We start from the raw sequence: 12,071 nt of genomic DNA on the forward strand, positions 1-12,071 counted from the left end.
CCCAGGGGACGAGGAGGTGACAGGAGAGAACAGGAGGGGTACGGGGGAGACGACTCCCGTCCACTCCACTCGTGTGGTGATCAGTACGGACGCTCACGCGTCCCCATTACAGTGGGGCGGACGAGTACCACTGAGCAGTACAAGCGGTGCGACACATCGTGCCGCGTACGACGCAAGCGATGTACGACGCAGGCGATGTAACGACGCAAGCGATGAAGACCACGATCAGGGAGCGCATGACGTGCGGCCGGTAGGCAGCAAGTACCTGCTCGAGGAGCCGCTCGGACGCGGAGCCACGGGCACCGTCTGGCGAGCCCGCCAGCGGGAGACGGCGGGGGCCGAGGCCGCCGTGGCCGGGCAGCCCGGCGAGACCGTCGCGATCAAGGTCCTCAAGGAGGAGCTCGCGAACGACGCGGAGATCGTCATGCGCTTTCTCCGCGAGCGATCCGTGCTGCTCCGGCTCACCCACCCCAATATCGTGCGCACCCGCGACCTGGTGGTGGAGGGCGATCTGCTCGCCCTGGTCATGGATCTGATCGACGGTCCCGACCTCCACCACTACCTGCGCCGCAACGGCCCGTTCACCCCCGTCGCCGCGGCCCTCCTCACCGCCCAGATCGCCGACGCGCTCGCCGCCAGCCACGCCGACGGCGTGGTGCACCGGGACCTCAAGCCCGCCAACGTGCTGCTCGCGGGCACCGGTGAGGGCCAGGAGATGCACCCGATGCTGACCGACTTCGGCATCGCGCGCCTGGCGGACTCGCCCGGTCTCACCCGCACCCAGGAGTTCGTCGGCACCCCGGCCTATGTGGCGCCGGAGTCCGCCGAGGGCCGTCCGCAGACCTCCGCCGTCGACATCTACGGCGCGGGCATCCTGCTGTACGAGTTGGTGACCGGCCGTCCGCCGTTCGCGGGCAACACGGCCCTGGAGGTGCTGCACCGGCATCTGAGCGAGGAGCCGCGCCGCCCCACCACCGTGCCCGAACCGCTGTGGACGGTGATAGAGCGCTGTCTGCGCAAGAACCCCGATGAGCGCCCCAGCGCCGAGAGCCTGGCCCGCGGCCTGCGTGTGGTCGCGTCGGGTATCGGGGTGCACGCCTCGGCCGCGCAGGCGGAGGCGGCGCTCGGCGTCGCCGGTCTGCTCGCACCGGATCCGGCGCCCGCGCCGGTGCCGGACACCGCACCCGCCGGCTCGGCCGACCCCACCCAGGCGCTGCCGACCAACGCGCCCTCGTACGACCCGGCCGCGGCCACCAATGTGCTGCCCACCACCGGACCGGACGCCGACCCCACCCAGGTGATGTCGCCCACCGGTTCCGGGGACGCCGACCCGACGCGCGCGATGCCGCCCATGCCGCCCGGCGCACCGGGCGGGGACGATCACCCCTGGCAGAACCAGCTCCGCGCGGCCCGCGACCGCAACGATCAGACGCAGGTCCAGTACCTCGATCCGAGCGAGGACCCGCTGCGCCGCCGCCCCCAGCGCCGCCCGGCACCTCAACAGCCGTACCAGCAGCCCCAGCAGCCCCAGCAGCCGCCGCGGCATCAGCAGCGCCGCCAGCAGCCGCCGCCGTACCAGCAGCCCCAGAACTACGCCCCGGCGCCGCACCACCCGCAGCAGCCGCAGCCGCAGCGCTACGCCCCGCCGCCGCAGCAGCCCGAACCGCGCCAGCCCCGGCAGCGCGGCTCCAACCCCAACCGGATGAAGATCCCGGGCCTGGGGTGCCTCAAGGGCTGTCTGTTCGTGATCGTGGTCCTGGTGGTGGGCTCCTGGCTGGTCTGGGAGCTGACCCCGCTCAAGGACTGGGTCGCCGAGGGCAAGGGCTACTGGGACGCCATCAGCGACGGGGTCTCCGACGTCAAGAAGTGGATCTCCAAGCTGGACGGACCGTGACGGGCTGGGGAGTTGTCCCACTGACGGGCCGACCGGCTGACGGGCTGACGGGCTGACCGGCTGACGGGCCGTCCGGAACCGTCCCCGTTTCCGCTCCCCTACCGCCGCTTCGGTGATTTGTCGACATCCGAAGGGTGTTTTCCGCCGCAGAAGTGACAGTTGGCGTGGTCTGGCGCACCCAACGCGCCAGTAGCCGCGTAGCTTTGTCGCCAACGTGCCCCCTGTCGGAGGATTCGGAGCTGTCTTGTCACGGAAGATCGGCAGCCGGTACACCGCGCATCAGGTCCTGGGACGCGGCAGCGCCGGCACGGTGTGGCTGGGCGAGGGGCCCGAGGGCCCCGTCGCCATCAAGCTCCTGCGCGAGGACCTCTCCTCCGACCAGGAGCTGGTCGGCCGTTTCGTACAGGAGCGCACCGCGCTGCTCGGCCTCGACCACCCGCGGGTGGTCGGGGTGCGCGACCTGGTGGTCGACGGCAACGACCTGGCGCTCGTCATGGACCTGATCCGCGGTACGGATCTGCGCACCCGGCTGGACCGCGAGCGGCGGCTCGCCCCGGAGGCGGCGGTCGCCATCGCCGCGGACGTGGCCGACGCGCTGGCCGCGGCGCACGCCGCCGGGGTGGTGCACCGCGACGTCAAGCCGGAGAACGTGCTGCTGGACATGCAGGGCCCGCTGGGCCCGGGCGGCTCGCATCCGGCCCTGCTCACCGACTTCGGTATCGCGCGCCTGGTCGACGCCCCCAGCCGGATCCGCGACCGGCAGCCCGCCCGCGGCCAGCAGCAGGGCCAGGGCCGCTCGCCGAACCCGCGCAGCGTCATCGGCACCCCGGACTATCTGGCCCCCGAGATCATCGAGGGGCTGCCGCCGCGCGCGAGCGTCGATGTGTACGCCCTGGCCACCGTGCTGTACGAGCTGCTGGCCGGGTTCACCCCGTTCGGCGGCGGCCACCCCGGCGCGATCCTGCGCCGCCATGTGACCGAGACCGTGGCGCCGCTGCCCGGGGTCCCCGACGAGCTGTGGCAGCTGCTGCTCCAGTGCCTGGCCAAGGCGCCCGCCTCCCGGCTGCGCGCCTCCGAGCTGGCGACGCGGCTGCGCGAGCTGCTGCCGAGCCTGGCCGGATATCCGCCGCTGGACATCGACGAGCCCGATGAGCAGGCGGAGGAGGAGCGCGAGGGCGGTTACGAGGAACCCGTCCACCGGGCCCCGGCCGCCGGGCAGCCGCCCCGCCGGCGCGGCGCGGTGCCGCTGGTCCCCGGCGCCGTACCCGACTCCAGCCGGGACACCCACACCAGCATGCGGGTGCCCAGCGCCGACGAGCTCGCGGGCGGCGCCCACGGCACCGCCCGCGCCCCCCGGATGCACGGCCAGCGCCGGGCGGGCTCGGCCCGCAACCGTCCCTCGGAGGCGGTGCGCCGCCGCCGGGTGAAGGCCGCGGTGGTCTCGGTGGCGGCGCTGATCGTGATCGCGGTCGGCGGATGGCTGGCCACCGGCGGCGACGACGGGGGCGATCCGCCCAAGGGAGGGGAGCACTCCAGCTCCCAGGACGCCGGGACTCCCTGACCCGGGCCGGTCAGTCTTCCGTAGCGGTTACGCTGGTGCCGTGGCAGTCGTCGATGTATCCGAAGAGCTGAAGTCCCTCTCCTCGACCATGGGGTCGATCGAGGCCGTCCTGGACCTCGAGAAGATGAGGGCCGACATCGCCGTGCTCGAGGAGCAGGCGGCGGCCCCGTCCCTGTGGGACGACCCGGAGAACGCGCAGAAGATCACCAGCAAGCTCTCCTATCTCCAGGGGCAGCTGCGCCGGACCGAGGAGCTGCGCGGCCGTATCGACGATCTCGAGGTGCTCTTCGAGCTCGCCGCGGACGAGGGCGACGATGACGCCCGCGCCGAGGCCGAGACCGAGCTGGACGCGGTGCGCAAGGCCGTCGACGAGATGGAGGTGCGCACCCTCCTGTCCGGCGAGTACGACGCCCGGGAGGCGGTCGTCAACATCCGCGCCGAGGCGGGCGGTGTCGACGCCGCCGACTTCGCCGAGCAGCTCCAGCGGATGTATCTGCGCTGGGCCGAGCGCCACGGCTACAAGACCGAGGTCTACGAGACCTCGTACGCGGAGGAGGCCGGTATCAAGTCGACCACCTTCGCCGTCCAGACCCCGTACGCCTACGGCACCCTCTCGGTCGAGCAGGGCACCCACCGGCTGGTGCGGATCTCGCCGTTCGACAACCAGGGCCGTCGCCAGACGTCGTTCGCGGGTGTCGAGGTGCTGCCGGTGGTCGAGCAGACCGACCACATCGAGATCGACGAGTCCGAGCTGCGGGTCGATGTCTACCGCTCCTCCGGCCCCGGCGGCCAGGGGGTCAACACCACCGACTCCGCGGTGCGGTTGACCCATATCCCCACCGGCATCGTGGTCTCCTGCCAGAACGAGCGCTCGCAGATCCAGAACAAGGCCACCGCGATGAACGTCCTCCAGGCGAAGCTGCTCGAGCGGCGCCGCCAGGAGGAGCAGGCCAAGATGGACGCGCTCAAGGGCGACGGCGGCAACTCCTGGGGCAACCAGATGCGTTCCTACGTCCTGCACCCGTACCAGATGGTCAAGGACCTGCGGACCGAGTTCGAGGTCGGCAATCCGCAGGCGGTGCTCGACGGTGAGCTGGACGGCTTCCTGGAGGCCGGGATCCGCTGGCGCAAGCAGCAGGAGAAGTAACACCGAACGGTCCCCAAGTGACCGCGCCCATGGCCTTTTTGGTCACAGTCCTGTACCCATGCATCACTCAAGGAAATGCATAGCGGACATCTCGTGCGGAATGACCTTGACGGTGATTTCAGAACGGGGAAGGCTGACGCGCGGCATGCGTATGTCTGGGGCGCGTGTGAACGGGGACCTGCGGACCGCCACTCGCGGCGGTGACCGCGGAATATGACACCCCGGCGGCCGTGGCCCCGTGCATAGCTGCTCCAACGACGAGTACAGCTACTGGGGGTAGCAGGCAGATGACGAAGAAGACGCGGCTGCGGATTGCGCGCATAGCCGCCGGCGCGGTGATCGCCGCCGGTGCGTCGCTCACCGCCGCCGGCGCCGCATCGGCCGTGGGTGTGGACGTCGGCATCGGGGGCGTCGAAGCCTCGGTCAACGCCGACGACAAGGGTGTGGACGTCGGTGTCGGAGTCGGCAAGCCCGACCCGACCGACGACCCGACCGGGATCCCCACGGACCCGCCGACCGACGACCCGACCGACATCCCGACGGACCCGCCGACCGACCCGACGGACCCGCCGACCGGCGAGCCGACGGACCCGCCCACGGACGAGCCCACCGACCCGCCGACCGGCGAGCCCACGGACCCGCCCACGAGCGAGCCCACCGACCCGCCGACCGATGAGCCCACCGATGGGCCCAGCTCGCCCGCCCCGGGCGGTGGCGGCGGGAGCCACGACGGCGGCGACGACTCCAACACCTGCACGGTGGATCTCGACAGCACCAACTGCGACGACAACACCGGCACCGACAACGTCGGCTCCAAGCCGGTCGAGCAGGGCAAGGCCAAGGAGCAGCTGGCCGAGACCGGCGCGGGTGAGACCACGTTCCTGCTGCTCGGTGCCGCGACGATGATCGCGGGCGGTATCGGCTTCCGCTTTGTGCCGCGTCTGGTCAACCGCAACAACGTGGCCTGATCACAGAACGTAGCCACGATGGCCTGATCACTACGGGCTGGGCACGACGAGGGGCCCGGAGCGCTGCAGAGCTCCGGGCCCCTCGGTATGTCGCCGTATGTCTGGTGCGCGGTCGGCGACCGGACGTCACGCCGTGGCGCCGGCCATCTCATGAGCGAGCAGGGCCACCGCGATCAGCGCCACCAGCAGCGCTATCAGGGCGGCCGGCGTCAGTCCGCCGAAAAGGCCGTCCTGCTGCTGGAGGCGCTCCCTGCTCGCCCGGCAGACCGGGCAGCGGCCCTCGCTGACGGGGCTCGCGCAGTTGGCGCAGACGAGCCTGTCGTACGTCATGCGCTTTCTCCTCCCGCGCGGCGGTGCCGCAGTAGACACGGGGCCAACGCTCAGGGAAATCTGTTGGTTCCCCTTCCACTGTGCCAGCTTCCGCCCGGTTCGGCGCGCCCCGCACGATTCCATGCCGTATCCGTACCGGTTTCCGTGGCCACATCGGATGGCTCAGCGGTCAGTTTGTCAACCGTTTGCCCCCAATAGTGCCGTGAATAAACGCATCAAGGCGGATCGGCGCTGCGCGCCCGCACACGGTTCGCGTATGGTCACGCTCACCGACGGGAGCCGCCCAGGCTGCTGCCCGTACCCCTACCCAGGTCGACCGTGGTGCTTCAGTGATCCGATTCGACAACGTATCCAAGACCTACCCCAAGCAGACCCGTCCCGCACTCCGGGACGTCTCGCTCGAGATCGAGAAGGGCGAGTTCGTCTTCCTGGTGGGCTCCTCGGGGTCGGGAAAGTCCACCTTTCTGCGACTCCTCCTCCGAGAGGAGCGGGCCAGCCATGGCGCGGTCCATGTGCTGGGCAAGGATCTCGCGCGGCTGTCCAACTGGAAGGTGCCGCATATGCGCCGCCAGCTGGGGACGGTCTTCCAGGATTTCCGGCTGCTCCCCAACAAGACGGTCGGCGAGAACGTGGCCTTCGCGCTCGAGGTGATCGGCAAGCCGCGTGCCGCCATCCGCAAGACCGTGCCGGAGGTGCTCGACCTGGTGGGTCTGGGGGGCAAGGACGACCGGATGCCCGGCGAGCTCTCCGGCGGTGAGCAGCAGCGCGTGGCCATCGCGCGCGCGTTCGTCAACCGTCCGATGCTGCTGATCGCCGACGAGCCGACCGGCAACCTGGACCCGCAGACCTCCGTCGGGATCATGAAGCTGCTGGACCGGATCAACCGGACCGGCACCACCGTCGTCATGGCCACGCACGACCAGCAGATCGTGGACCAGATGCGCAAGCGCGTGATCGAACTTGAGAAGGGCCGTCTCGTCCGGGACCAGTCCCGCGGCGTCTACGGCTACCAGCACTGAAAGGACGCCATGCGCGCCCAGTTCGTCCTGTCGGAGATCGGCGTCGGTCTCCGCCGCAATCTCACGATGACCTTCGCGGTGATCGTCTCCGTCGCCCTCTCGCTCGCCCTGTTCGGCGGGTCCCTGCTCATGCGCGAGCAGGTGAGCACGATGAAGGGCTATTGGTACGACAAGGTCAACGTCTCGATCTTCCTCTGCAACAAGAACGACAAGGAGACCTCGGCCAACTGTGCCAAGGGGGCCGTCACCGAGGCCCAGAAGAAGGAGATCAACTCCGAGCTCGAGCAGATGAACATCGTGGAGTCGGTGCACTTCGAGACCAGTGAGGAGGCGTACAAGCACTACAAGGAGCAGTTCGGGGACTCGCCGCTCGCCGACTCGCTGACCCCGGACCAGATGCAGGAGTCCTACCGCATCAAGCTGAAGGACCCCGAGCGCTATGACGTGATCTCCACCGCGTTCGCGGCCCGCCCGGGGGTGCAGGAGGTCCAGGACCAAAAGGCGTTGGTCGACGACCTCTTCAACCTGCTCAACGGCATGAACTTCGCGGCGCTCGGTGTGATGACACTGATGCTGGTGGTCGCGTTGATGCTGATCGTCAATACCGTGCGGGTGTCGGCGTTCAGCCGCCGCCGGGAGACCGGGATCATGCGGCTCGTGGGCGCCTCCAGTTTCTATATCCAGATGCCGTTCATCATGGAGGCCGCCATCGCGGGGCTCCTGGGCGCGGGCTTCGCCTGCGTACTGCTGGTCGGTGGTCAGTACTTCCTGGTCAACAACTGGCTGGTGGACAAGATCGACGTGATCAACTTCATCGGCTGGGACGCGGTGCTCGCCAAGTTGCCGCTGGTGTTGGCGATCGGGCTGCTGATGCCCGCTCTCGCGGCCTTCTTCGCGCTCCGCAAGTACCTCAAGGTGTGACATTCGCCTAGGGCGCCGTAGCGGACAAGCCGCCGTACGGCGCCCGTTGGTGCCCTACACTCACCGGCATGTCGGGCCCGTGTTTGTTCGTCCAGCCCCGCCGCGTTCGCCGCGGGGCCGCCCTGACATTGATCTTCGTGAGTGTGCTGGCCACCGGCGCGGCCGTCGGCTCCTGGGACGCCGAGGCGGAGAACGGACACGGCCCCGCGGCGGACCGGATACCGGCGCACGCGGTCGTGGGCTCCGTGGAGAGCGACGAGGTGAAGGCGGCCGCGGCCGCCGCCCAGCAGGACGGCAAGTCCGGCTCCCAGGCCGCCCGCGAGGTGGTGAGCCGCAGCGGGGACCGGTGGGGCGCCGTCTACAGCGCCCGTGAGTACGAAGGATTCCGGCAGAAGCTCGACGGTGCCTACGTGGGCACCGGGATCTCCGCCCGCCAGGGCCGCGACGGCCGCATCGAGGTGGACCGGGTCCAGCCCGGCAGCCCCGCCCGCGAGGCCGGGATCCGCGCCGGTGACCGGCTGCTGGCCGTCGACGGCGTCCGGGTCACCGGGCGCCCCGTCACCGATGTTGTCGCCCGGCTGCGCGGCCATGGTGAGCGGGCCGAAGGCACCCCGGTGACCCTCGCACTGCGGCGCGACGGACACAGCCGCCGGGAGACCCTGCACCGGGCCCGGCTGGCCACCGAACCGGTGACCGTGGACCGTCTCGGCGGCCCGGACGCCGGCCCCGTACGGATCAAGGTCGACTCCTTCACCCGGGGCTCGGGCGACCAGGTCCGGCGCGCCGTACGGCACATCCCGCGGGGCGAGGGCATCCTGCTCGACCTCCGCGGCAACTCCGGCGGACTGGTCACCGAGGCCGTGACCACCGCCTCCTCCTTCCTCGACGGCGGTCTGGTCGCCACCTATGACGTCCGCGGTGAGCAGCGCGTTCTCGACGCCGAACCGGGCGGGGACATCGACAGCCCGCTGGTGGTCCTGGTCGACGGCGGCACCATGAGCGCCGCCGAGCTGCTCACCGGCGCCCTCCAGGACCGCGGCCGCGCCGTGGTCGTCGGCTCCCGGACCTTCGGCAAGGGCTCGGTGCAGATGCCCAGCGAGCTGCCCGACGGCTCGGTCGCCGAGCTCACCGTCGGTCACTACCGCACTCCGGCCGGCCGCAATGTGGACGGGGAGGGCATTTCCCCGGACCTGGCGGTCAAGGGCGACGACGGACCCAGCGCCGAGGCCCGGGCGCGCACGGTATTGAGTGGCCTCGGGGGCGGGTCCTAGTGCGAGAATGTCAGCGCTATGGCTAAAGAGACGGGTCGCAAGCTGATCGCGCAGAACAAGAAGGCGCGGCACGACTACCACATCCTGGACACGTACGAGTGCGGTCTGGTGCTCACCGGGACCGAGGTGAAGTCGCTGCGCCAGGGGCGGGCCTCGCTCGCGGACGGCTTCGCCCAGCTCGACGGCGGCGAGGCGTGGCTGCACAACGTGCACATCCCCGAGTACAGCCAGGGGACCTGGACCAACCACTCCGCGCGGCGCAGGCGGAAGCTGCTGCTGCACCGGGCGGAGATCGACAAGCTGCTCGGCAAGACCCAGGAGACCGGGCATACGCTCGTCCCGCTGGCCCTGTACTTCAAGGACGGCCGGGCCAAGGTCGAGATCGCCCTCGCCAAGGGCAAGAAGGACTACGACAAGCGGCAGACCCTCCGCGAGAAGCAGGACCGCCGGGACGCCGAGCGCGCGATCTCCGCCGCCCGCCGCCGCCAGCGGGCCTGACCTGTGCTGCCTGGCTGCTGCCACAGCGGGAATGATGTGGCAGCGTCGCGCGTTGTTCACCTATGATGGCTGCACGCACACCCCCTGCGGGGTGGGTGTCACCTTGAAAACACCACATGGGGATGATCGGTTTCGACAGCGGCTGTCGAAGCAGGGGAAGCGAGCCGAGGAAGCGGCAATGATCTCGTAAACCATATGCCGAAACCAATAATCGCCAACACCAAGCGCGATTCCTTCGCCCTCGCTGCCTAAGTAGCGACATGCGAAGTGTCAGCCCGGGGATGTTCCCGACCCGGATCCTGGCATCAGCTAGGGAACTCCACCGTTAGCCCCGGTCACGGGGGTTAGCGGGAAAACAAACAGTGACTGAGCCCGTCGGAGACTTGTCCGTGTGATCTCCGGGGCCGAGAAAAGCACAGCGGACTGCGCTCGGAGAAGCCCTGTTTCCGCACCGGTGGACGCGGGTTCGATTCCCGCCATCTCCACTCATCCCATGCGACGAAGGCCCCGCCGGAAGGCGGGGCCTTCGTCGGTATGCCCGGCATGGGCGATTGCTTGGGGGTGGAAGTCCCCTGGGGGAAGAGGTGGTGCTAACCCCGAGCCGGAGGCAACGGCGTCATCGTGAGGTGGGGTCGGGAGGAAGCCCGAGGCGAGACCTGGGCACTGAGGAACACGAACCGTGTATGAGGCGTGCTGGTCGGGTGAGCCCGCCGACGAGGGTGAAGCCCGTCACTGCCAAGAAGGCCAGTGCGTAAACGCGGCAGCGGTCCAGGGACAGTGATCGTTCTTATCCGGGGAGGTCTGTCCGGGTGTCGGTTGTGCTGAGGTGCCGCCGCGCCGACGGTCCGCACTGGAAGGTGCGGGCTGACCGGGCAGAAGTCAGCAGAGGTCGTAGTACCAGCCGGGGTGGCCGTGAGTGCGGCGGGCTGGGAAGGGCCGAACATCGAGTGGAACGGGTGATGTGATGTCTGCTCGTGCCGGGCACGATGACCGCAGCAAGTCCGCGTCAGTGGTGCCGTCCGGGGAGGGACCGGTGCATTCCGGCGATGTCCTGGCGGAGCGTAGTGTCCGGTCGGCGCGTCTCACGGAAGACGTTCACCGCGAACAGGAACCCGCCTTGTGGGAGTTGATGCTCTCGAAGGAGAACCTGCTCGCGGCGCTCAACCGCGTCGAAGCGAACCGGGGGGCTCCCGGGGTGGACGGGATGACCACGGCGGAGCTTCGTCCGTGGTTGCTGGTGCACTGGCCCGTTGTCCGGGCTGAGCTCGATGCGGGCACTTACCGGCCGGCGCCGGTCCGTCAGGTGATCATCCCGAAGCCTGGCGGCGGTGAGCGGATGCTGGGGGTGCCGCGGGTGCTGGACCGCTTGATCCAGCAGGCTATCGCGCAAGTGCTCGTGCCCGTTTTCGACCCGCAGTTTTCGGGGTCGTCCTTCGGGTTCCGTCCCGGCCGGTCCGCTCATCAGGCGGTCAGGGTCGCGAGGCGGGCGATCGAGGACGGCCACCGGTGGGTCGTGGACCTTGATCTGGACCGGTTCTTCGACCGGGTTCAGCACGATGTCCTGATGGCGCGGGTCGCGCGGAAAGTCAGTGACCGCAGGGTCTTGAAGTTGATCCGCAGGTACCTGGAAGCCGGGATCATGGTGGACGGCGTGAAGATGCCGAGTGCGGAGGGAACCCCGCAGGGGTCGCCGCTTTCGCCCGTCTTGTCGAACGTCATGCTCGACGACCTGGACCGGGAGCTGTTCAGGCGCGGTCACCGGTTCGTGCGTTACGCCGACGATGTGCGCGTCTTCGTGCGGAGCGAACGGGCCGCCCACAGGGTGCTTGCCTCGGTCACGGCTGTGGTCGAGCAGCGGTTGAAACTGAAGGTCAACCGGGAGAAGTCAAGAGTTGTCCGAGCGTCCGCCGCCATGCTGCTGGGGTTCGGCTTCTACTTCACCCGGAACGGGGTCAGGATCCGGATTGACCCGAAGGCGCTGGCGCGCTGGAAGGCGAAGATCCGGGAGCTGACCTCACGCCGGTGGAGCATCGCGATGGACGAACGGATCGCGAAGATCGACCGGTTCATGACCGGGTGGATGGGCTACTTCCGGATCTCGGATGCCTCCAGGGCGTTCCGGGACCTGGACGAGTGGTTCCGCCGCAGGATGCGGCAGATCCGCTGGAAGGAATGGAAGCGTCCCAGGACGCGCCAGGCCATGCTGCGAAAGCTCGGCATCAGCGAGCGGCTCTCCCGTGAATGGGGAGGCACCAGCAAGGGCTACTGGCGGGTCGCGGGGTCTCCCGTCCTTGCGCGGGCACTGCCCAATGCCTACTGGGACGATCTTGGTCTGCGCACGCTCAAGCCGACCTGGCAACGGTTGAGATCAGCTGGATGAACCGCCGGATGCGTGGCCCGCATGTCCGGTGGTGTGAGAGGAGGGACGGGCGACCCGTCCCTCCTACTCGATTGTCGCACCG

10 protein-coding genes and 1 other RNA gene are annotated in these 12,071 nt (G+C 69.4%); 10 read left to right on the top strand and 1 reads right to left on the bottom strand.

Annotated features, from left to right (window positions below; translation table 11 throughout):
- The first annotated feature begins 241 nt into the window (after positions 1 to 241).
- From HUT19_RS25260 to HUT19_RS25275, 4 genes are all read left to right on the top strand, one after another.
- On the top strand, positions 242 to 1,894 hold the full coding sequence (locus HUT19_RS25260) for a serine/threonine-protein kinase (protein ID WP_176182646.1): 1,653 nt from the start codon (positions 242 to 244) through the stop codon (positions 1,892 to 1,894).
- Between the two features lie 244 nt (positions 1,895 to 2,138).
- Positions 2,139 to 3,455, top strand: coding sequence for a serine/threonine-protein kinase (locus tag HUT19_RS25265; RefSeq protein ID WP_176182648.1), 1,317 nt, complete (start codon positions 2,139 to 2,141; stop codon positions 3,453 to 3,455).
- A gap of 40 nt (positions 3,456 to 3,495) precedes the next feature.
- Positions 3,496 to 4,602: a peptide chain release factor 2 gene (gene prfB / locus HUT19_RS25270; RefSeq protein WP_176182649.1), complete on the top strand. Its 1,107-nt coding sequence runs from the start codon at positions 3,496 to 3,498 to the stop codon at positions 4,600 to 4,602.
- A 287-nt stretch (positions 4,603 to 4,889) separates the two neighbouring features.
- Positions 4,890 to 5,570: an LPXTG cell wall anchor domain-containing protein gene (locus tag HUT19_RS25275; protein ID WP_176182650.1), complete on the top strand. Its 681-nt coding sequence runs from the start codon at positions 4,890 to 4,892 to the stop codon at positions 5,568 to 5,570.
- Between the two features lie 126 nt (positions 5,571 to 5,696).
- Here the strand turns inward: HUT19_RS25275 and HUT19_RS25280 are convergent, their stop codons facing one another.
- Positions 5,697 to 5,900 carry a hypothetical protein gene (locus tag HUT19_RS25280; protein ID WP_176182651.1) on the bottom strand — a complete coding sequence of 68 codons (204 nt, stop codon included), beginning with the start codon at positions 5,898 to 5,900 and terminating at the stop codon, positions 5,697 to 5,699.
- Positions 5,901 to 6,229: 329 nt separating this feature from the next.
- Between HUT19_RS25280 and ftsE the strand changes: the two genes are divergently transcribed.
- The 6 genes from ftsE (at position 6,230) to ltrA (ending at position 11,989) form a co-directional block, all read left to right on the top strand.
- A complete protein-coding gene (gene ftsE, locus HUT19_RS25285; RefSeq protein WP_176182652.1) occupies positions 6,230 to 6,919 on the top strand; it encodes a cell division ATP-binding protein FtsE in 690 nt (229 codons plus the stop codon).
- Positions 6,920 to 6,928: 9 nt separating this feature from the next.
- On the top strand, positions 6,929 to 7,840 hold the full coding sequence (gene ftsX / locus HUT19_RS25290; protein ID WP_176182653.1) for a permease-like cell division protein FtsX: 912 nt from the start codon (positions 6,929 to 6,931) through the stop codon (positions 7,838 to 7,840).
- Positions 7,841 to 7,908: 68 nt separating this feature from the next.
- A complete protein-coding gene (locus tag HUT19_RS25295) occupies positions 7,909 to 9,111 on the top strand; it encodes a S41 family peptidase (protein ID WP_176182654.1) in 1,203 nt (400 codons plus the stop codon).
- Positions 9,112 to 9,129: 18 nt separating this feature from the next.
- A complete protein-coding gene (gene smpB / locus HUT19_RS25300; protein ID WP_176182655.1) occupies positions 9,130 to 9,609 on the top strand; it encodes an SsrA-binding protein SmpB in 480 nt (159 codons plus the stop codon).
- A gap of 118 nt (positions 9,610 to 9,727) precedes the next feature.
- Positions 9,728 to 10,097: a transfer-messenger RNA gene (ssrA, locus tag HUT19_RS25305) on the top strand.
- A 641-nt stretch (positions 10,098 to 10,738) separates the two neighbouring features.
- Complete coding sequence (gene ltrA / locus HUT19_RS25310) at positions 10,739 to 11,989, top strand: group II intron reverse transcriptase/maturase (RefSeq protein WP_217712253.1); 1,251 nt, start codon at positions 10,739 to 10,741, stop codon at positions 11,987 to 11,989.
- The last annotated feature ends 82 nt before the right edge of the window (positions 11,990 to 12,071 follow it).

It is taken from the genome of Streptomyces sp. NA02950, from assembly GCF_013364155.1.
Taxonomy (GTDB): domain Bacteria; phylum Actinomycetota; class Actinomycetes; order Streptomycetales; family Streptomycetaceae; genus Streptomyces.

Coding starts and splice junctions, on each gene's coding strand:
- HUT19_RS25275 (WP_176182650.1), top strand. CDS start 4,890: ATGACGAAGAAGACGCGGCTGCGGATTGCGCGCATAGCCGCCGGCGCG.
- HUT19_RS25280 (WP_176182651.1), bottom strand. CDS start 5,900: ATGACGTACGACAGGCTCGTCTGCGCCAACTGCGCGAGCCCCGTCAGC.
- ftsX (WP_176182653.1), top strand. CDS start 6,929: ATGCGCGCCCAGTTCGTCCTGTCGGAGATCGGCGTCGGTCTCCGCCGC.
- HUT19_RS25295 (WP_176182654.1), top strand. CDS start 7,909: ATGTCGGGCCCGTGTTTGTTCGTCCAGCCCCGCCGCGTTCGCCGCGGG.
- smpB (WP_176182655.1), top strand. CDS start 9,130: ATGGCTAAAGAGACGGGTCGCAAGCTGATCGCGCAGAACAAGAAGGCG.
- ltrA (WP_217712253.1), top strand. CDS start 10,739: ATGCTCTCGAAGGAGAACCTGCTCGCGGCGCTCAACCGCGTCGAAGCG.